15 protein-coding genes are annotated in these 19,590 nt (G+C 72.1%); 9 read left to right on the top strand and 6 right to left on the bottom strand.

Annotated features, from left to right (window positions below; all coding sequences use genetic code 11):
- Window positions 1–148: 148 nt before the first annotated feature.
- Entirely contained in the window at window positions 149–2,704 is a 2,556-nt protein-coding gene (pepN, locus tag ACQEVM_RS29120; RefSeq protein ID WP_433083864.1) for an aminopeptidase N, read from the bottom strand.
- 126 nt (window positions 2,705–2,830) lie between these two features.
- Between pepN and ACQEVM_RS29115 the strand changes: the two genes are divergently transcribed.
- Complete coding sequence (locus ACQEVM_RS29115; RefSeq protein ID WP_053674892.1) at window positions 2,831–3,478, top strand: mycothiol-dependent nitroreductase Rv2466c family protein; 648 nt, start codon at window positions 2,831–2,833, stop codon at window positions 3,476–3,478.
- A 148-nt stretch (window positions 3,479–3,626) separates the two neighbouring features.
- Here ACQEVM_RS29115 and ACQEVM_RS29110 read toward each other — a convergent pair whose 3' ends face one another.
- From ACQEVM_RS29110 to ACQEVM_RS29100, 3 genes are all read right to left on the bottom strand, one after another.
- A complete protein-coding gene (locus tag ACQEVM_RS29110) occupies window positions 3,627–4,283 on the bottom strand; it encodes a superoxide dismutase (protein WP_433083862.1) in 657 nt (218 codons plus the stop codon).
- Window positions 4,284–4,524: 241 nt separating this feature from the next.
- Window positions 4,525–5,940 carry an amino acid permease gene (locus tag ACQEVM_RS29105; protein ID WP_433083860.1) on the bottom strand — a complete coding sequence of 472 codons (1,416 nt, stop codon included), beginning with the start codon at window positions 5,938–5,940 and terminating at the stop codon, window positions 4,525–4,527.
- A gap of 184 nt (window positions 5,941–6,124) precedes the next feature.
- Entirely contained in the window at window positions 6,125–7,522 is a 1,398-nt protein-coding gene (locus ACQEVM_RS29100) for an amino acid permease (protein WP_433083858.1), read from the bottom strand.
- Window positions 7,523–7,805: 283 nt separating this feature from the next.
- On the opposite strand from ACQEVM_RS29100, the gene ACQEVM_RS29095 reads away from it, so the two are divergent.
- A complete protein-coding gene (locus ACQEVM_RS29095; RefSeq protein WP_433083856.1) occupies window positions 7,806–8,390 on the top strand; it encodes a biotin transporter BioY in 585 nt (194 codons plus the stop codon).
- 83 nt (window positions 8,391–8,473) lie between these two features.
- Here ACQEVM_RS29095 and ACQEVM_RS29090 read toward each other — a convergent pair whose 3' ends face one another.
- Window positions 8,474–9,907: an amino acid permease gene (locus ACQEVM_RS29090; protein ID WP_433083854.1), complete on the bottom strand. Its 1,434-nt coding sequence runs from the start codon at window positions 9,905–9,907 to the stop codon at window positions 8,474–8,476.
- A gap of 218 nt (window positions 9,908–10,125) precedes the next feature.
- Here ACQEVM_RS29090 and ACQEVM_RS29085 point away from each other — a divergent pair, with 218 nt between their 5' ends.
- Both ACQEVM_RS29085 and ACQEVM_RS29080 read left to right on the top strand, forming a co-directional pair.
- Entirely contained in the window at window positions 10,126–10,611 is a 486-nt protein-coding gene (locus tag ACQEVM_RS29085; protein WP_433083852.1) for a ribose-5-phosphate isomerase, read from the top strand.
- Between the two features lie 191 nt (window positions 10,612–10,802).
- Window positions 10,803–11,609, top strand: coding sequence for an Fpg/Nei family DNA glycosylase (locus ACQEVM_RS29080; protein ID WP_433083850.1), 807 nt, complete (start codon window positions 10,803–10,805; stop codon window positions 11,607–11,609).
- Between the two features lie 55 nt (window positions 11,610–11,664).
- On the opposite strand, the gene ACQEVM_RS29075 is transcribed toward ACQEVM_RS29080, so the two are convergent.
- Entirely contained in the window at window positions 11,665–12,900 is a 1,236-nt protein-coding gene (locus tag ACQEVM_RS29075; RefSeq protein ID WP_433083848.1) for a GNAT family N-acetyltransferase, read from the bottom strand.
- A 144-nt stretch (window positions 12,901–13,044) separates the two neighbouring features.
- On the opposite strand from ACQEVM_RS29075, the gene ACQEVM_RS29070 reads away from it, so the two are divergent.
- The 5 genes from ACQEVM_RS29070 to ACQEVM_RS29050 all read left to right on the top strand — a co-directional run bounded on the left by ACQEVM_RS29070 (window position 13,045) and on the right by ACQEVM_RS29050 (window position 19,461).
- Window positions 13,045–14,160 carry a PP2C family protein-serine/threonine phosphatase gene (locus ACQEVM_RS29070; RefSeq protein ID WP_371591377.1) on the top strand — a complete coding sequence of 372 codons (1,116 nt, stop codon included), beginning with the start codon at window positions 13,045–13,047 and terminating at the stop codon, window positions 14,158–14,160.
- Window positions 14,161–14,286: 126 nt separating this feature from the next.
- On the top strand, window positions 14,287–15,150 hold the full coding sequence (locus ACQEVM_RS29065) for an ABC transporter ATP-binding protein (protein WP_433083845.1): 864 nt from the start codon (window positions 14,287–14,289) through the stop codon (window positions 15,148–15,150).
- On the top strand, window positions 15,150–17,516 hold the full coding sequence (locus ACQEVM_RS29060; RefSeq protein WP_433083843.1) for an FtsX-like permease family protein: 2,367 nt from the start codon (window positions 15,150–15,152) through the stop codon (window positions 17,514–17,516). Before ACQEVM_RS29065 ends, ACQEVM_RS29060 begins: the two co-directional genes overlap by 1 nt.
- Window positions 17,517–17,617: 101 nt before the next feature.
- A complete protein-coding gene (locus tag ACQEVM_RS29055; RefSeq protein WP_433083841.1) occupies window positions 17,618–19,009 on the top strand; it encodes a pyridoxal phosphate-dependent decarboxylase family protein in 1,392 nt (463 codons plus the stop codon).
- On the top strand, window positions 19,006–19,461 hold the full coding sequence (locus ACQEVM_RS29050) for an HD domain-containing protein (protein WP_433083839.1): 456 nt from the start codon (window positions 19,006–19,008) through the stop codon (window positions 19,459–19,461). The genes ACQEVM_RS29055 and ACQEVM_RS29050 overlap by 4 nt, the downstream gene beginning before the upstream one ends.
- The last annotated feature ends 129 nt before the right edge of the window (window positions 19,462–19,590 follow it).

Raw genomic sequence — 19,590 nt, 5'->3', positions numbered from 1 at the left:
CGTTCGCCCCGGGGCCGTTCACCTGCGCGGACCCGGCGCGTCGGCCCGAGGCCGCCGTCCGACCGCCGTCCGACCGCCGCCCGGCCCCCGAGCTGCCCGCGCCCGCCTCGCGTACGAGGCGGGCGCGGGCTCCGGGACGCCGCGGGGTCTAAGCCGTCGCCGCCGCCGCGTCACAGGCCTGGGCGCGCAGGGCACGGGCCAGGTCGTCGCGGGACTCCAGAACCAGTCGGCGCAGCGCCGGCGGGGCCGACTCGTGTGCGGCCAGCCACGCGTCGGTGGCGTCGACCGTGCTCTGCGAGTCCTGGAGGGACGGGTACATCCCCTTCACCACGTGCATGCCGATCTGGATCGAACGGTCGGCCCACACCCGCTCGATGACCTCGAAGTAGCGGCCCACGTACGGGGCCAACAGCCCCCGCTGCGAGGACTGCTGGGAACCGGAGATGGTCGCCTCGACCAGTGCGTTCGACAGCGCGTCGGACTCCACGACCGCGGCCCACGCCTGGTCCTTGACCGCGGCCGACGGGCGCGCCGCCAGGCACCGGACCTGGTGCCGCTTGCCCGACGCCGTGTCGTCGCGGGCGAGTTCCGCGGTCAGGGCCGCCTCGTCCACCGCCCCGTGTGTCGCCAGCGGCAGCAGGAAGTCCCAGCGCAGCTCCTGGTCCACGTCCAGCCCGTCGATCCGCGCCGAACCGTCCATCAGCCCCAGCAGCAACTGGAAGTCGCCCTCGGTCGCCGCGCTCGCCGCGAAGAACCGGGCCCACGTCAACTGGGACTCGGAGCCCGGCTCGGCCATCCGCAGTTCCTGGAGCGCGACCGCCGACAGCACCCGGCCGCCCTGCTCGCGCCACGGCGCCGCCGCGTAGTGGGAGACCGCCGACAGCGCCTGCGCGTGCAGTTGCTGGAGCACGCCGACGTCCGTCTCGCGCCCCGCGTGCGCCAGCACCAGGGACACGAAGTCCCGGGCCGGCATCAGCCCGTCGCGGGTCAGGTTCCACAGCGCCGACCAGCACAGGGCCCGCGCCAGCGGGTCGGTCAGGCTGCCCAGGTGCGAGCGCAGGGTGGACAGCGAGCGCTCGTCGAAGCGGATCTTGCAGTAGGTGAGGTCCTCGTCGTTGACCAGCACCAGGTCGGGCCGCTCCTGCCCGGCGAGTTCGGCCACGGCCGTCCGCGCGCCCGCCACGTCCGTCTCGGCGCGCGCGAAGCGCACCAGGGCGCCGTCCTCGATCCGGTACAGGCCCACCGCGACCCGGTGCGGACGGAGTTCGTCGCCCTCCTGCACCACCGCGAGTTCGGTGATCCGGCCGCCCGCGTCGTGGGTCACCACCGGCGTCAGCGCGTTCACTCCGGCCGTCTGGAGCCAGGCCCGCGACCACTCGCCCATGTCCCGCCCGGAGACCTCGCCGAGCACCGACAGCAGGTCGTCCAGGGTGGTGTTCCCGTACGCGTTCGCCTTGAAGTAGCGCCGCGCGCCCTCCAGGAACGCCTCCCGGCCGACGTACGCCACGAGCTGCTTGAGGACCGCCGCGCCCTTGGCGTAGGTGATCCCGTCGAAGTTGAGCTTCGCGTCCTCCAGGTCACGGATGTCGGCCGTGATCGGATGCGTGGACGGCAGCTGGTCGGCCCGGTAGGCCCACGCCTTGCGGTTGTTGGCGAAGGTCACCCACGCCTGGTCGAAGCGGGTGGCCTCGACGAGCGCGAAGGAGCCCATGAAGTCCGCGAAGGACTCCTTGAGCCACAGGTCGTCCCACCACTTCATCGTGACGAGGTCGCCGAACCACATGTGCGCCATCTCGTGCAGGATGACGTTCGCGCGGCGTTCGTACGAGGCCTGCGTGACCTTCCCGCGGAAGATGTACTCCTCCCGGAAGGTCACCATCCCCGGGTTCTCCATCGCGCCGAGGTTGTACTCGGGCACGAAGGCCTGGTCGTACTTCCCGAAGGGGTACGGGTAGTCGAACAGCTCGTGGAAGAGGTCGAAGCCCTGCTTGGTGACCAGGAAGACGTCGTCCGCGTCGAAGTGCTTCGCGAGCCCCTTGCGGCACATCGCGCCGAGCGGGATCGTCAGGTCCCCGCGCGTGTAGGTGTCCGTCACGTAGTGGTACGGACCGGCGACCACGCAGGTGATGTACGTGGAGATCGGCGCGGTCTCGGCGAACCGGCGGGTCGGCCCCTCGCGGGACTCCTCGACGCCGTTGCTCCACACCTGCCAGCCCTCGGGCGCGGTCACCTCGAAGCGGTACGGGGCCTTCAGGTCGGGCTGCTCGAAGTTCGCGTACACCCGCCGGGCGTCCGCCGGCTCGTACTGGGTGTAGAGGTAGACCTCGCCGTCCTCGGGGTCGACGAAGCGGTGCATGCCCTCGCCGGTCCGGCTGTACGCGCAGTTCGCGTCCACGACCAGGACGTTCTCGGGGGCCAGCGTGTCCAGTGCGATCCGGGAGCCGTCGAAGACGGCGGCGGTGTCCAGCCCGGTCCCGTTCAGGGTCACGGCGTTCACCGACGGGGCGATCAGGTCCACGAACGTGGTGGCGCCGGCGGTGGCCCGGAAGCGGATCGTCGTCACCGAGCGGAAGGTCCGGGGGCCCTCGGCCGGCTCGGCCTCGTCCACCGCCGACCGCAGGTCCAGGACCACCTCGTACCCGTCGACGGACAACAGCGCGGCCCGTTCGCGGGCCTCGTCACGGGACAGATTCTCTCCGGGCACGTGCACTCCTTCGTGCGTGATCGTCGTCTTCCGTCGAATCCTCGCACGGGGGGAATGCGGGGGGTCCCGGTCTGGTTGGCGAGGGGGAACACGACCAGAGACGCCTTATGTGACTTGAGGAGAGACATGCCCGACACGCAGGTGCGCGAGAAGACCCCGGTCGATTTCTGGTTCGACCCGCTCTGCCCCTGGGCCTGGATGACGTCCCGCTGGATGCTCGAAGTCGAGAAGGTGCGCGACGTCGAGGTCCGCTGGCACGTGATGAGCCTCGGCGTGCTCAACGAGAACAAGCTGGACGAGCTGCCCGAGTCCTACCGCAAGCTCCTCGGCCCCGAGGCCTGGATCCCGGTCCGCGTGGTCATAGCGGCGCAGCAGAAGCACGGCTCCGAGCTGACCGGCAAGCTCTACACGGCGCTCGGCACCCGTATCCACAACGAGGGCCGCGGCAACACCCCCGAGGTGATCGCCGAGGCGCTGGCCGAGGTCGGTCTCCCGGTGGAGCTGGCCGCGTACGGAACCTCCGACGAGTACGACGAGGCCCTGCGCGAGTCGCACAACGAGGGCATCAACCGGGTCGGCCAGGAGGTCGGCACCCCGGTGATCTCGGTGCCCGGCGACAACGGCAAGGACGTCGCCTTCTTCGGTCCCGTCGTCACGCCCGCCCCGCGCGGAGAGGACGCCGCCCGCCTGTGGGACGGCACCCTGCTCGTCGCCTCCACCCCGGGCTTCTTCGAGATCAAGCGGACCCGCGACAAGGGCCCGTCCTTCGAGTAGTCCCGAGAGCGGTACCCGGCCGGTCCGCCGGCCCGACACCACGAAAAGCCCCCGCGAGTCACGTCCTCGCGGGGGCTTTCCGTTGGACACGCCCGTACGTGAAGGTTGAGAAGACGATCACGAGGCGGACGGGACGGTGGCGCGCCGATCAGCCCTTGGCGGGGATCAGCAGCGGGGTGTTGGCCTTGGCGTCGGCGTAGCGCTTGGAGACGTCCTGCCAGTTGACGACGTTCCACATGGCCTCGATGAAGTCCACCTTCTGGTTCTTGTACTGAAGGTAGAAGGCGTGCTCCCAGGCATCGAAGACGAGCACCGGCACGGAGGCCTGGCCGACGTTGCCCTGGTGGTCGTAGACCTGCTCGACGATCAGACGGCCGCTGATGGGCTCGTACGCCAGCACGCCCCAGCCGGAGCCCTGCGTGGCGGACGCGGCGAAGGTCAGCTGCTTCTTGAACTTCGCGAAGGAGCCGAACGATTCGGTGATCGCGTCGGTCAGGTCGCCCAGGCCGTCGGCCGCGGTCGGCTCGCCGCCGCCCTCGCCGGTCTTGGGGCTGGCCATGTTGTGCCAGTAGATGCTGTGGAGGATGTGGCCGGAGAGGTGGAACGCGAGGTTCTTCTCGAGCCCGTTCAGCGCGCCCCAGTTCTCCTTGTCGCGCGCCTCCGCCAGCTGCTCCAGCGTGTTGTTGGCCCCGGTCACGTAGGCCGCGTGGTGCTTGTCGTGGTGCAGCTCGACGATCTGCGGGTTGATCACCGGCTCCAGCGCCGCGTAGTCGTACGGAAGCTCAGGAAGCGTGTAGATGGCCATGCGTGTATCCGGTCCCCTCAGCGTGCCAACCGCTCATGGTGCGACAGTTATTGCAATCAATGCGCAACTGCACGCTAGCAGTATCTATTCCTGACGACGAGTAAGGGTTGCCTCTCTTGTCAAGACCGCCGGAACGTCGAAGGCCGGGCCCGTGCGATCGCACGGGCCCGGCCTTCGACCAGGGGTGGAGCGGGGGTGGAACGGCGGTGGAGGAGCGGTGGAGCGGGAGGGTGTCGGAGGGTCAGACCGCTTCGCGCGACCCGGCCCGACGCTGCATCACGTATCCGGTGACGGCGAGGGCGACGGTCAGTCCGCCGGTGAACAGGACCTGGACCCGGGTGTCGTCACCGCGGACCATCAACGCCAGCACGCCGACGACCCCGGCGAGCGCCACCCAGGTCAGATACGGGAAGCCCCACATCCGCACGACCAGCCTCTCGGGGGCCTCCCGCTCCAACCGGCGGCGCAGCACGAACTGGGAGACGGCGATGAAGCCCCAGACCACCAGGATCACGCCGCCGACCATGTTGAGCAGCCAGGCGAACAGGGTGTCCGGGTACCAGTAGGACAGCAGCACGGTGACGAAGCCGAAGCCCGAGGAGGCGAGCACCGCGCGCCGCGGCACGCCGCCGGAGACCTTGCCGAGCGCCTTGGGGCCCTGTCCGCGGGCGACCAGCGAGTAGGCCATGCGGGAGGAGCCGTAGATGTTGGCGTTCATCGCGGAGAGCAGCGCGATGAGGATGACCACGTTCATGATCTCGCCGGCCGCGGGGATGCCCAGGTGGTCCAGGGTCGCGGCGTACGGTCCGTCCTCGGGCACCGCCGGGTCGTTCCACGGCAGCAGGGTGACGATGACCAGCATCGAGCCGACGTAGACGATCGCGATCCGCCACATGGTGGTCTTCACGGCCCTGGCGACGCCCTTGACGGGGTTCTCCGACTCGGCCGCCGCGATGGTCACCGTCTCCAGGCCGCCGTACGCGACGACCGAGGCGAGCAGGCCGACCAGCAGTCCGTCCATGCCGTTGGGCAGGAAGCCGCCGTCGTGGAGCAGGTTCGCGGAACCGGGGGAGGAGGTCCCGGGCAGCAGACCCAGGACGGCGAGCACGCCCAGACCCAGGAACAGCGCGATGGCGCCGATCTTGAGGGCGGCGAACCAGAACTCGAACTCGCCGAAGTTGGAGACCGCCGCCAGGTTGGACCCGCAGAAGAGCGCCATGAACGCCAGCACCCACATCCACGAGGGGGTGCCCGGGAACCAGCCCGTCATGATGTGCGCCGCGCCGATCGCCTCGATGGCCACGCCCACGCACAGCAGGGTCCAGAACATCCAGCCGGCCGTGAATCCGGCCCACGGGCCGATGGCGCGGTCGGCGTGCACGGAGAAGGAGCCGGAGGCGGGGTTGGCGGCGGACATCTCGCCGAGCATCCGCATCACGAACATCACGAGGATCCCGGACGCGGCGTACGCGATCACGATCGACGGGCCCGCGGCGGCGATGCCGGCCCCGGAGCCCACGAAGAGCCCGGCGCCGATGACCCCACCGAGGGCGATCATCGAGAGGTGGCGCTGCTTGAGGCCGTTGCCGAGGGGGGAGGACCCCGGTTCGGTCGGCGGGGACGGCCGGTCGGACGGGTTCAGGGTGCTCTGACTCATGGGGGTGGTGCCTTGTCCGGTGCGGGGACGGGAGGGCGCCCAGTGTGCCGATCGTCCGATAACCGGACGTTCGCCGTCCAGCATGCGGACGCCCGCCTCACGGGACGTGATCACCCCCGCGCGGAGACGGAACAGGCCCGGGACACCGGTCCCGGGCCTGTTCCGCGTACGGCGTCGAGGGGGCTCAGGCCCGCCGGGCCCGCAGCTCCCGCACTCCCGCCACGACCAGCACCGCGGCGGCCGCGCCCGTCGACCACAGCAACTGCGGTCGCGCCGAGTCGTCGAACAGCATCAGGACCAGCACCACGGCCATCCCGACCAGCGCCGCCCACGTCAGGTACGGGAACAGCCACATCCGCAGCGTCAGCCGCTCCGGCATCTCACGCTCCAGCACGCGCCGCAGCCGCAACTGCGAGACCGCGATCAGCGCCCACACGAACAGCAGCACCGCGCCGACCGCGTTGAGCATGTAGAGGAAGACCGTGTCGGGCCACAGCAGGTTCAGCACCACCGAGACGAACCCGAACGCCACCGAGGCGAACACCGCGCGCCGCGGCACCCCGCCGCCCGAGACCCGCAGCAGCCCCCTGGGCGCCTCGCCCCGTTCGGCCAGCGAGAACACCATCCGCGAGGACCCGTACAGGTTGGCGTTGAGGGCCGAGAGCAGCGCCACGAAGACCACGATGTTCATGATCTGACCGGCCGCCGGGATGCCGATCGAGTCCAGGACGGCCACGTACGGGCTCTGCCCCGGCTCCAGCGAATCCCACGGCAACAGGGTCACGATGACCACCATCGAGCCGACGTAGAAGAAGAGGATGCGCCACACCGCGCTGCGCACCGCGCGGGCGACCGAGCGGGCCGGGTCGTCGGACTCGGCCGCGGCGATGGTGACGACCTCCAGGCCGCCGAAGGCGAAGACCACGGCGAGCATGCCGGCGACCACGCCGCCCATCCCCTGGGGGAAGAAGCCGCCGTGGCCGGTCAGGTTGGCCGCGCCGATCGGGTCCGTGTCGGGCAGCAGCCCGAAGACGGCGAGGGTGCCCAGGATCAGGAAGAGGACGATCGCGCCGACCTTCAGTGCGGCGAACCAGAACTCGAACTCGCCGAAGTTCTTCACGGCGGCCAGGTTGCTCACGGTGAAGACCACCATGAAGATCAACACCCAGATCCACTGGTCGACCGACGGCACCCAGCCGTTGGCGATCTTCGCGGCCCCGGTGGCCTCCACGGCGAGCACCACGACCAGCAGGAACCAGTACAGCCAGCCGGCGGAGAAGCCGGCCCACCGCCCCAGGGCCTTCTCCGCGTACACGGAGAAGGATCCGGAGGCGGGCATCGCGGCCGACATCTCGCCGAGCATCCGCATCACGAGCATCGCGAGGACGCCCGCGAGCAGGTACGAGCAGATGATCGCGGGGCCGGCGATGCCGATGCCGGCGCCGGAGCCGACGAAGAGCCCGGCGCCGATGACGCCGCCGAGGCCCAGCATGGTCAGGTGGCGCTGCTTCAGGCTGTGGCTGAGGGGTTCGGAAGGGAGCTCACCCGTGGTGGCGGGCGGGTCGGGCAGGAGGTCGCGCATGAGGAGTGCTCGTACTCTCGTTCGGCCTGGCGGCGGTGGGGGCTCCGCGACTGGTTGGAGGGAACCTACAGTCTCGCTGGAGGCCGTCCATCCGCGCAAAACGGACGTGCGGGCGGTAGTTGCTCGTGATGCGGATCACTTCAACTGGGGTGTGACCCGGGCTCTTTGTGTACTCCCCACCAAACCGGGGAGTACGGCTTTGTCCCGGCCGGCGGTGGGGCGGAGCCCTGCTCCGGACTAACGTCGGTGATCGTCCCGTCACCACCACCCCCGGAGCCTCCCGATGAGCACCGCTTCCGTCTCCTTCCGACCCGGCGCCGTCCTCGCCGACCTGCTGCCCGCGAGCCGCGTCCGCGACATCGCGCTCGTCGTCGGCGGCGCCGCGCTCACCGGCATCGCCGCGCAGATCGCCGTGCCCGTCCCCGGCTCCCCGGTCCCGGTCACCGGCCAGACCTTCGCGGCCCTGCTGGTCGGCACCGCGTTCGGCGCGCGCCGCGGCTTCCTCGCGCTGGCCCTGTACGCGCTCCTGGGCATGGCGGGCCTGCCGTGGTTCGCGAACGGCACCTCCGGCGCCGGCGGCGCCTCCTTCGGCTACGTGCTCGGCATGCTGCTGGCCGCCACCGTCGTGGGCGCCCTCGCGCGGCGCGGCGCCGACCGCTCGGTCGCGCGCACGGCGGGCACGATGGTGCTCGGGTCCGCGCTCATCTACGCCGTCGGCGTGCCCTACCTGGCGCTGTCCACCGGGATGTCCCTCGGCGCGGCCGTCGCGGCGGGCCTGACCCCGTTCCTGCTCGGTGACGCCCTCAAGGCCGCGCTGGCCATGGGCGCCCTGCCGGCCGCCTGGAAGCTGGCCGGCCGCCGCGGCTGATCCCGCACGCGTCGACCACGACGCAGCCCCCGGACCGCGAGCGGCGGTCCGGGGGCTGCTGTCGTTCACGTGCGGGCAGGTGCTCAGACGCCCGCGATGGCCTTGCGGCGCTTGTCGCGCACCACGCCGATGACCAGCACGACGGCCGCCACCAGCAGCGACAGCAGGACGACCTCGCGGTTGTCCTTGTCGTAGACCATGTAGGCCAGGACGAAGGTGATCATGGCCGCGGTGGCCCAGGTGAGGTACGGGAAGAGCCACATCTTGACCGTGAGCTTCTCCGGGGCCTCGCGCTCCAGGATCTTGCGCATGCGCAGCTGGGTCAGGCAGATGACCAGCCACACGAAGAGGGCGATGGCGCCCGAGGAGTTCAGCAGGAAGCTGAAGACCGTGTCCTTGAAGGCGTAGTTGAAGTAGACGGCGGCGAAGCCGAACACCACGGAGCCCAGGATCGCGGCCGTCGGGACGCCCCGCTTGTTGACCTTGGCGAAGACCTTCGGGGCGTCACCGCGCTCGCCCAGCGAGAACGCCATGCGGGAGGCGGTGTACAGGCCCGAGTTCAGGCAGGACAGCACGGCGGTCAGCACGATCACGTTCATGATCTGGCCGGCGTGGGCGATGCCGATGGAGTCCAGGGCGGCCACGTAGGAGCCCTTTTCGACGATCGACTTGTCGTTCCACGGCAGCAGGGTCAGGACGATGAAGATCGAGCCCAGGTAGAAGATGCCGATGCGCCAGATCACCGAGTTGGTGGCCTTGGTGACCGCGCGGCGCGGGTCCTCGGACTCGCCGGCGGCCAGGGTGACGATCTCGCTGCCCATGAAGGAGAAGACGACCATCAGCACACCGGTGAGGATCGAGCCCCAGCCGTTGGGCATGAATCCGCCCGCGTCGGTGAGGTGCGCGAATCCGGCGCCGGGGTTGTCCGAGCCCGGCAGCACGCCGAAGACGGCCAGCATGCCGATGATCACGAACGCGCCGATGGCGACGACCTTGATGCCCGCGAACCAGAACTCGAACTCGCCGTACGAGGCGACCGAGCCGAGGTTGGTGACGGTCAGGACCGCCATGACGATCAGAGCCCAGGCCCACTGCGGGACGGCCGGGACCCAGCCTTCGAGGATCACCGCGCCGGCGGTGGCCTCCACGGCCAGCACGACGACCCAGAAGAACCAGTACAGCCAGCCGATGGAGAATCCGGCCCAGCGGCCGAGCGCACGGTCGGCGTAAGCGGAGAACGAGCCCGAGTTCGGGCTGGCGGCGGCCATCTCGCCGAGCATCCGCATCACGAAGACGACCATGGCGCCGACGAGTGCGTACGAGACGAGGATGGCGGGACCGGCCTTGGCGATGCCGCCGCCGGAGCCGACGAAAAGACCGGCGCCGATGACGCCGCCAATGGCGATCATGGACAGGTGGCGGTTCTTGAGACCGGCCTTCAGACCGTCGGAGGGCTTGGCGTCGCCGGGGGTGCCGGAGGGGTCGCCTGCCTTCTGAAGGGTCGTCGTGGAGCTCATGGACGATTCCTTAGGTTCTCGGGTTGCGAGCCCCGGCATTCAAACCTGAGTTACCTCCAATACGGAAGAGTTTCTTCCGATGGTTGCCTTGGGCACTGGGTCCGGGACGAAGGTCCCGGCCCGTCCCGTCTGGGTTCTTTGGGTTTATTTGAGCTTGAGACGTGATTTACGCGACACCCGCTGCGAGCCGCGGGCCCGGCTCGTGCCACACTCGACCCATGCGCGTGTACCTCGGATCCGACCATGCCGGCTTTGAGCTCAAGAACCACCTGGTGGACTGGCTCAAGAACAACGGCCACGAGCCCGTCGACTGCGGGCCCCACATCTACGACGCGGTGGACGACTACCCGCCCTTCTGCCTGCGGGCCGCGGAGCGGACCGCAACGGACGGCGAGAGCCTCGGCATCGTGATCGGCGGCTCCGGCAACGGCGAGCAGATCGCCGCGAACAAGGTCAAGGGCGTCCGCGCGATCCTCGCCTGGAGCGTGGAGACCGCCAAGCTCGGCCGTGAGCACAACAACGCCAACGTGATCTCCGTCGGCGGTCGGATGCATACCCAGGACGAGGCCGTCAGCTTCATCGAGGCCTTCCTGGCGACCCCGTACTCCGGCGAGGAGCGCCACACCCGCCGCATCGACATGCTCTCCGCCTACGAGCTGACCGGCGAGCTGCCCCCGATCCCGGCCCACCACCCGCAGGCCTGACACCCCGAACCGCCGCGCCGCCGGAAGCCCCGGTGGCGCGGCGGTTTCGTGTCGCCGTCCGGCCGCTCGGCGCCGCCGCGGTGCGTCCGCCCGGCCGCCCGGCGGTCGTGTCGCCCCGCGGTCGTGTCGTCCCGCCGTCGTGTCGTCCCGCCGTCGTGTCGTCCCGTCGTCGTGTCTCAAGGAGCAGCGCCGTGCCCGAGGGGCATACGATCCACCGCCTCGCCCAGGACCACACCGAGCGCTTCGCCGCCCGCCCGGTCCGGGTCAGCAGCCCGCAGGGCCGGTTCGCCGAGAGCGCCGCACTGCTCGACGGCCGCGAGCTGGAGAGCGCCGAGGCGCACGGCAAGCACCTCTTCCTGGAACTCGGGGACGCCTGGATCCACATCCACCTCGGCCTCTTCGGCAAGCTCGGCTTCGGCCCCGCCCCGGCCCCGCCCGCCACGGACACCGTGCGGCTGCGCCTGCTGAACGCGGACCACTGGGCCGACCTGCGCGGCCCCACCGCCTGCGCGCTGATCGGCGACGGCGAGAAGAAGGCGATACACGACCGGCTCGGCCCCGACCCGCTGCGCCCGGACGACGACCCCGACCGGGCCTGGGCGCGGATCTCCCGCTCCCGCACCACCGTGGCGGCCCTCCTCATGGACCAGAAGGTGATCGCGGGCGTCGGCAACGTCTACCGCGCCGAGGTCCTCTTCCGGCACGGGATCGACCCGTACCGCCTCGGCAGGGACCTCGCCCGCCGCGAATGGGACGCGATCTGGGCCGACCTGGTCCTGCTGATGCGCGAGGGCGTACGGAACAACCGGATCGACACCGTCCGTGACGAACACCTGCCCGAGGCCATGGGGCGCCCGCCCAGGGTGGACGACCACGGCGGCGAGGTGTACGTCTACCGGAGGGCGAACATGCCCTGTCACATCTGCGGGGGCGAGATCCGCACCGCCGATCTCGCCGCCCGCAACCTCTTCTGGTGCCCCGACTGCCAGACGCGCTAGCCGTGTCGTCCCGGCACCGGCCACCGGAACCCGCGCCGCGCTGGAACCCGTGCCGCTAGAACCCGTGCGGCAGCCATGGGGCGACATCGCCCCGGAAGGCGCGCGAGGCCTCCGCCAGGGCGCCCGGGCGCAGCTCGCGGACCCGTCCGGCGGCGGCCAGCGAGCCCAGCGTGATTCCGCCCAGGTAGGCGGACCCGAGCTCCCGGACGGACAGCTCCAGCTCGGCCGGCTCGGCCGTCCGCACGCAGGACGCACCGCCCTTGCCGTCGACGGTCAGCCGCCACCGCCCCTCGTTCCACGGGCAGAACGCGTCCTCCACCTCCAGGACCACGTCCAGCGGCGCCCCGTACGCCCGCGCCTCCAGCGCCGCGCTGACGTCCACGAGCCGCACGTGCAGCGCGTCGCGCGGGAACGGCCGGGACCGTCGGATGTCGCTGACCAGGTGCAGCACCGGATCGTCGACCGGCCGCCTGGTCGCCCGTACGGAAGAGGTCAGGTCGATCTCGAAGAGGTAGCGCCACAGCGCGGCCGTGGCCGCCGGATCCAGCGCGTCCAGGTCGGCCAGGTCGACACGGCCCTCGGCGCCGGTCAGCTCCCAACCGGGCTTCACCCGATAGCGGGCGTACCCGACCACCTCACCGTCCGGGCGCCGTGCCACCACGCACTTCAGCGGAGACGCCCCGTCCCGCATGCTCTGCGGGTCCAACAGCGCCTGCCGCTCCCAGCCCGGCTGCCGGGCCGGCATCCCGGGCCGCCGGGAGACCAGCTCGGCGTACACCCGCTCGCAGTCGGGCAGCGCCTTCTCCGGGTCCGCGAGCCGCAGCACCACCTCGTCCGTGCCCGGCGGCACGGCGAGCCGCACCCGGACCGTGTCGATGTCGACGGCCAGGCCGTACGCACCGGTGCCGTAGCCGAAGCGCCCGTAGATGGCCGGTTCCGAGGCCGTCAGCACGGCGAGCGCCTCACCACCCGCCCGGATGTCGTCCAATTGGCGGCGCATCATCGACGTCAACACCCCGCGCCGACGGTGCGTCGGCGCCACACCCACCATGGTCACCCCGGCCGCCGGCACCACCGAGCCGCCGGGTACGGAGAGTCGGAAGCTGAACGCGCCGGCCGAACCCACGCAGGTCTCGCCGTCCCAGACGCCGAGCGAACGCTCGGCCTCCGTCAGAGACTTGTACAGTTCCCGCTCCGCCGGGGATTCGGGCACACCTCCGAACGCCAGTTCCAAATGGTCGTACCAGGCATCCCACTCATCAGCCTTCAATACGCGCGTCTCAAGAGCCATATGGCCATCCTTACCAGGGCATTCCGTCCCAGTCGAAATGATTTCGACCGGCGATGTGTCCCAGGTCCGGGGGTACCCCTGCGCACGCACAGCCAGGATGGATAGGGTCCCGATGCAATGGCCGGAGCACGTGTGGAGACGCTCATGGCCCGGACACGCATGCTGTGGCACCGGGCCCGCACCACCCTGCGCAAATCGGCGGTCGACTACTTCCGCGGCGACGGCTCGGACTGGCTCGCCTTCGGCGGCCTGCTCCTGACCATTCCCGCGATTGCCTGCGGCACGCTGATGATGCCCGTCTGGTTCTCGCCGGCCGCGCTGGTCCTGCCCATCGTGGCCGGCGGCCTGCTGCTGAGACCCGCCAGCCTGCTCGCGCTCTACGCCGCCTCCGCGGCCGCCCTGATCGTCGAGGCCCTGGTCCTCGGCCCGTACACACAGGGCCCCGCCCGGGTCACCCCGGGCACCGTGCTCGTCGTCGCCGCCTGCGGGTTCTTCGGCCTGGTCATCGCCCAGTTCCGCAGTCGCGTAGGAGTGCCCTGGCGGCGCGGCGGCACCATGCTCTTCGACCTGCGCGAACGGATCCGGGTCCAGAGCAAACTGCCCTCCCTGCCACCCGGCTGGCACCGCGAGATGGCCCTGCGCCCGGCCGGCGGCCAGTCCTTCTCCGGCGACTTCGTCGTCGCCGCCCGCACCAACGGCGGTCGCACCCTGGAGATCGTCCTGACCGACGTCTCCGGCAAGGGCATGGAAGCCGGCTCCCGCGCCCTCCTGCTGTCCGGCGCGTTCGGCGGCCTCCTCGGCGCCCTCCCGCCCCACGGCTTCCTGCCCGCCGCCAACGGCTACCTCCTGCGCCAGGACTGGGAGGAGGGCTTCGCCACCTCCATCCACCTCGTCCTGGACCTGGAGAGCGGCGACTACGAACTGCTGTCCGCCGGCCACCTCCCCGCCCTCCAACTCTCCGCGGGCACCGGCCGCTGGCAGGAGGTCTCCGGCGAGGGCCCGCTCCTCGGCGTCTACGACGGGGCCGAGTTCGAGCCCGCCCGCGGCAACCTCCGGCGCGGCGACGTCCTCATGCTCTTCACCGACGGCCTCGTCGAGACCGCCGACCGCGACATCAGCGAGGGCATCGACCGCCTCACCGGCGAAGCCGACCGGTACGTCGCCGCGGGCTGGGAGGGCGCGGCCTGGCACCTCATCGAGAAGGTCGCCAAGGACGTCAACGACGACCGCGCCCTGCTGCTCATCCGCCGCTCCATGTGACCCGGTGGTGGGGTTTACCCCACCACCGACCCGCCTGGTTCCGCCATGGTCCGCACCCCCGCGTGCTCCGTAGCGTCGGAACCACGATCAGGACCTGATCGGCGGACACGGACGGACGGGCACACCATGGGGATCCTGCGGAACAAGCGGCGGCGCGAGGAGCGGGAGCCCGCGGACTCCCGGTACGGATCCCCGTCCCCGGCACGCGCCCCGTACGACACCCCGTCCCCGACCGCCGCCGTCGAACTGCGCGGCGTGCGGCGACGCTACGGGCGCGGCACCGGCGCCGTGCACGCCCTGCGCGGCATCGACCTCAGCCTGCCGCGCGGCAGCTTCACCGCCGTCATGGGCCCGTCCGGCTCCGGCAAGTCCACCTTCCTCCAGTGCGCCGCCGGCCTCGACCTGCCCACCGAGGGCTCCGTCCGCCTCGGCGGCACCGAGATCACCGGCATGAACGAGAACCAACTGACCGAACTGCGCCGCAGCCGCCTCGGTTTCGTCTTCCAGGCCTTCAACCTGCTGCCCTCCCTGACCGTCGAACAGAACGTCCTGCTCCCGACGCGCCTCGCCGGCGGCGGATCCGCACGCCAGGGCCGGGCCCACGCCGCCGAACTGCTCGCCCGCGTCGGCCTGGAGGGCAAGGGCCACCGCCGCCCCACCGAACTCTCCGGCGGTCAACAGCAGCGCGTGGCCATCGCCCGCGCCCTCGTCACCCGCCCCGACGTGATCTTCGCCGACGAGCCCACCGGCGCCCTCGACACCACCACCGCCGGCGAGGTCCTCGACCTGCTGCGCTCCGCCGTCGACGCCCTCGGCGCCACCGTCGTCATGGTCACCCACGACCCCGTCGCCGCCACCCACGCCGACCAGGTGCTCTTCCTGGCCGACGGCCTCATCGCGGACCGGCTGCCGCGCACCGACGCCACCACCATCGCCGCCCGGATGCGCACCCTCGCCACCCGCCCCGCCCTCGCGGGAGCGGCTGCCTGATGCCCACCCCGAACGGACTGGCCCGCGCCGCCCTGCGGTTTCGCCCCGCGGCGTTCGCCGGCACCTTCATCGCCCTCCTCCTGACCGTCGCCATCGTGTCCGCCTGCGGGATCCTGCTGGAGAGCGGACTGCGGGCGAGCGTCCCGCCCACCCGCTACGCCCGAGCCCCCGTCGTGGTCGCCGCCGACCAGCAGGTCCACCTGCGGGCGGGCGCCGGCGAGGGCACCTACGAGGTCACCGCCGCCGTCCCCGAACGGGCCCGCGTCGACGCAGCCCTGCTGGAGCGGCTCACCCCGCTCGGCCGGACCGTCCCCGACGTGAGCTTCCCCGTACGGGACGCCGCCGGGGCCACCCTCGACGCGTCCGGCTGGGGCTCCACCGCCTTCACCGGCGAGCACCTCGCCGCGGGCCGGGCCCCGACCCGCCCCGGAGAGGTCGCCCTCGGCACGGCCGGCCCCGACCGGATACGCCTGGACACCCCCGCGGGCCCCCGGGAGTTCCGCGTCGTCGGACGCGCCGACCGGCCCGGAGCCTGGTTCTCCGACACCGAGGCCCGCGCCCTGTCCGGCCACCCCGACGCGCTCGACGCCATCGTGCTCCTCGACGCGGACCCGCAGGCCGACACCCCGGCGGTGCGCGCCGCCGTCGGGAACCGCGCCCAGGTCCTCACCGGCCCCGCCCGCGTCATGGACCCGCGGCTGGACGGCGCCAAGGCGCTGCTGTCCGGCCTCGGCGGCTCCTTCGGCGGCGTCGCCACGCTCGTCGCCGTCTTCACCGCAGCAGGCACCGTCGCGCTCTCCGTCGGCCAACGCTCCCGCGAGTTCGCCCTGCTGCGGGCCATCGGCGCCACCCCCCGCCAGATCCGACGCACCGTCGCCACCGAGGCCCTGCTCATCGCACCCGTCGCCGGCGCGCTCGGCTGCGTACCCGGCATCGCCCTGGCCTCCTGGTGGTTCGGGCAACTCCAGGCGAAGGGCGCCATCCCCGACACCGTCGAACTGTCCGTGTCCTGGATCCCCCCGCTGTCCGCCGTCGGCATCGGCCTCGCCACCGCCCTGCTCGCCGGCTGGGCCGCCGCCCGCCGACCCGCCCGGATCCGGCCCGGACAGGCACTCGCCGCAGCCGCCGTCGAGCGCCTGCGCCCCGGCTGGATCCGCACCCCGCTCGGCCTCGCCGCCCTCGCCGGCGGGATCGTCTGCGCGGGCCTGGCCGCCGGGAACACCGGCGAGGACGCCGCCAACGCCTCCCTCGGCGTGGTCATGCTCTTCATGCTCGCCGTCGCCCTGCTCGGCCCGCTCGTCGCCCGCGCCTGCGCGGCCGTGTTCGGCCTCCCGCTGCGCGCCACCGGACCCGCCGGCCGCCTGGCCGCCGCCAACTCCCGTACCAACGCCCGCAGGCTCGCCTCCGCGATCACCCCCATCGTGCTCGCCATGGCCTTCTCCTCGACCCTGGTCTTCCTGCACACCAGCGAGGACCGGGCCACCCGCCGACAACAGGAGGCAGGGCTGATCGCCGACCACGTCGTCACCGACCCGCGCTCCACCGACGGCGGCATCGCCGTCACCCGGACCTCCGTCCTCGCCGTGACGGGCTCCGGCGCCGACCGATGGCTCCAGTCCGCCACCGCCCAGGGCGTCTCCGGCGACCCGACCCCCGTCCAGGACCTGGGCGTACGCTCCGGCTCCCTCGCCCGCCTGCGCCCCGGAACCGTCGCCGTCGACCGCACCCTCGCCGACTCCGCGCACGCCTCGGTGGGCGACCGCATCGACCTGCGGCTCCCCGACGGCACCCCGACCCGCCCCGAGATCACCGCCGTCTACACCCGCGGCCTCGGATTCGCGCAGGTCACCCTCCCCGCCGCGGACCTCGCCGGGCACACCACCTCCGGCCGCCCCACCGAACTCCTCGTCCGCGGTCCCGTACCGGCCGACGCCGGTCCGGCGCTCCCCGCGGCCCGATGGACCGCCGCCCAGAACCTCGACCGCGCCCTCAACGCCTGGGCCAACACCACCATGGCCGCCGTACTCGGCGGCTTCGCGGCCGTCGCCGCCGCCAACACCCTCGTGATGACCGTCCTCGACCGCCGCCACGAACTGCGCATGCTGCGCCTCGTCGGCTCCACCCGCCGGCAGGTCCTGCGCATGCTCCGCTGGGAGGCCCTGCTGATCACCGGCGCGGGCATCGCCCTCGGCTCCGCCATCGCCCTGGTCACCCTGATCCCGCTGACCAAGGCCGTCACCGGTGAGGCCCCGTACGTCCCACCCCTGGTCTACGCGTCCTTCGCGGCGTCCGCGCTGCTCCTGGGCCTCACCGCCACGGCCCTCCCCGGCCGTCTCCTCACCCGCCGCCCGTCGCCGACGACCTGACCCGCGGTCCGGGGGAGGGGACACGACCCGGGCCCAGGGGGCGGGCCAATCCCACCCGATTGGCCCGCCACCGCGGCCCCGCGACGACCTAACGTGCCCCCATGCACCACACGCTCGCCGCCGACCTCGCCCGCCTCCCGGACCTCCTCGACGCCACCCGCCGGGCCGCCGTCGAGGCCCTCGCCGACCTGGACGCGCGTCCCGTCGTACCCCCGCGCCCCGCGACGGACCCGCACCCCGAACCCCTCCCCGTCCAGGGCGCCGGCGCCGCCGCCGCCCTGGACGCCTTCCAACACCGCTGGGCGCCCCTCCTGTCGGCCTCCGCCGGCCCCCGCTACCTCGGCTTCGTCACCGGCGGCGCCACCCCCGCCGCCCTCGCCGGCGACTGGCTGACCGCCGCCCACGACCAGAACTCCAACTCCGCCCTCGACGGCGCCGGCCAAGACCTGGAACGCGAGACCGTCTCCTGGCTCCGCGAGCTGTTCGGCCTCTCCGACGCCCATACCGGCACCTTCCTCAGCGGCGCCACGATGTCCAACACCACCGGCCTCGCCATCGCCCGCGAATGGCTCGGCGAGCGGCGCGGGATCTCCGTCTCCGAGGACGGCGCGGCAGCGCTCGGCCCCGTCCGCGTCCTCTCCGGCGCCCCGCACTCCTCCATCGCCAAGGCCCTCTCCGTCCTCGGCCTCGGCCGCAACGCCCTGGTGCCCGTCCCCACCCTCCCCGGCCGGGAGGCCGTCGACCCCGCCGCCCTGGACCGGGCCCTCGCCGACACCCCCGGCCCGGCCGTCGTCGTCGCCAACGCCGGCACCGTCAACACCGTCGACTTCGACGACCTCCGCGCCATCGCCGCCCTGCGCGAACGCCACGACTTCTGGCTCCACACCGACGCCGCCTTCGGCGCCTTCGCCGCCCTCTCCCCGGAACACGCCCACCTCGTCGACGGGCTCGACGCCTCGGACTCGGTCTGCGTCGACCTGCACAAGTGGCTGAACGTCCCCTACGACAGCGCCGTCCAGTTCACCCGCCGCCGCGACCTCCAGGCCCGCGTCTTCCAGAACGCCGCCGCCTACCTCGGACCGCTCGGCGAACACCCCGACCTGGTCCACCTCACCCCGGAGAACTCCCGCCGACTGCGCGCCCTCGCCGCCTGGTTCACGCTCCACGCCTACGGCCGCGAGGGCCACCGGGAGATCGTCGAACGCGACATCGCCTGCGCCCGCTCCCTGGCCGCGGAACTCGCCGAGGACCCCGCCCTGCGCATCCTGGCCCCGGTCCGCCTCAACGTCGTCTGCCTCACCCTCGCCGAGGCCCCCACCGCGTCCCGCCTGACGGCCCTGCGCGAAGCCGTCCGGACGGAGGTCTTCCTCACCCCCACCGTCTACGCGGGAACCCCCGCCCTGCGCGCGGCGTTCTCCAACTGGCGTACCACGCAGGCTGACGTACGCCGAGCCGCACAGGCTCTCCGCACGGCGGCAAGGGAACTCACATGACCGATCGCGCCCTGACCCTCATCGAGGTCGAGGCCCTCGCCCGCGCGGCGCACGAGGGCCAGACCGACAAGGCCGGCCGCCCCTACGCCGAGCACCTCGCGGCCGTCGCCGAAGGCGTCCGCCTACGCGGAGGCACCGCCGAACAACAGGCGGCGGCCTGGCTCCACGACGCGATCGAGGACGACGCCCTCACCCCGGCCTGGCTGGAATCGGCCGCCCTGCCCACCCCGGTCAAGGACATGGTCCTCGCCCTCACCAAGACCCCGGGCGAACCGGTCGAGGCGTACGCCGCCCGCATCCTCGCCACCCCGGGCGCCCTCCTGATCAAGGAAGCCGACCTGGCGCACAACGCCGACCCGGTACGCCTGTCCGTACTCGACGCCCCCACCCGCGACCGCCTGTCGGCCAAGTACGCGCACGTGCGCGCGCTCCTCGGCCTCACCACCCCGTGACCCCCGCGCCGCGCCCGAAACACGCGACCCACACATCCCATTGACGGCAAAGTCACCATGCCCATTCGTCACGGGACGGATAGTCAGGCCCCGTTGGTGGGAGGATGGTGCATGTGGGGGCATGGGCCC

Source organism: Streptomyces sp. CA-243310, assembly GCF_050936775.1.
Classification (GTDB): Bacteria; Actinomycetota; Actinomycetes; order Streptomycetales; family Streptomycetaceae; genus Streptomyces.
The sequence above is the reverse complement of the archived record's forward strand: the minus strand, read 5'-3'. Positions and strand labels throughout refer to the sequence as shown.

Excerpts from the sequence above, each read along its gene's own strand:
- ACQEVM_RS29115 (WP_053674892.1), top strand. The coding sequence starts at position 2,831 with ATGCCCGACACGCAGGTGCGCGAGAAGACCCCGGTCGATTTCTGGTTC.
- ACQEVM_RS29110 (WP_433083862.1), bottom strand. The coding sequence starts at position 4,283 with ATGGCCATCTACACGCTTCCTGAGCTTCCGTACGACTACGCGGCGCTG.
- ACQEVM_RS29105 (WP_433083860.1), bottom strand. The coding sequence starts at position 5,940 with ATGAGTCAGAGCACCCTGAACCCGTCCGACCGGCCGTCCCCGCCGACC.
- ACQEVM_RS29100 (WP_433083858.1), bottom strand. The coding sequence starts at position 7,522 with ATGCGCGACCTCCTGCCCGACCCGCCCGCCACCACGGGTGAGCTCCCT.
- ACQEVM_RS29095 (WP_433083856.1), top strand. The coding sequence starts at position 7,806 with ATGAGCACCGCTTCCGTCTCCTTCCGACCCGGCGCCGTCCTCGCCGAC.
- ACQEVM_RS29090 (WP_433083854.1), bottom strand. The coding sequence starts at position 9,907 with ATGAGCTCCACGACGACCCTTCAGAAGGCAGGCGACCCCTCCGGCACC.
- ACQEVM_RS29085 (WP_433083852.1), top strand. The coding sequence starts at position 10,126 with ATGCGCGTGTACCTCGGATCCGACCATGCCGGCTTTGAGCTCAAGAAC.
- ACQEVM_RS29075 (WP_433083848.1), bottom strand. The coding sequence starts at position 12,900 with ATGGCTCTTGAGACGCGCGTATTGAAGGCTGATGAGTGGGATGCCTGG.
- ACQEVM_RS29070 (WP_371591377.1), top strand. The coding sequence starts at position 13,045 with ATGGCCCGGACACGCATGCTGTGGCACCGGGCCCGCACCACCCTGCGC.
- ACQEVM_RS29065 (WP_433083845.1), top strand. The coding sequence starts at position 14,287 with ATGGGGATCCTGCGGAACAAGCGGCGGCGCGAGGAGCGGGAGCCCGCG.
- ACQEVM_RS29060 (WP_433083843.1), top strand. The coding sequence starts at position 15,150 with ATGCCCACCCCGAACGGACTGGCCCGCGCCGCCCTGCGGTTTCGCCCC.
- ACQEVM_RS29055 (WP_433083841.1), top strand. The coding sequence starts at position 17,618 with ATGCACCACACGCTCGCCGCCGACCTCGCCCGCCTCCCGGACCTCCTC.
- ACQEVM_RS29050 (WP_433083839.1), top strand. The coding sequence starts at position 19,006 with ATGACCGATCGCGCCCTGACCCTCATCGAGGTCGAGGCCCTCGCCCGC.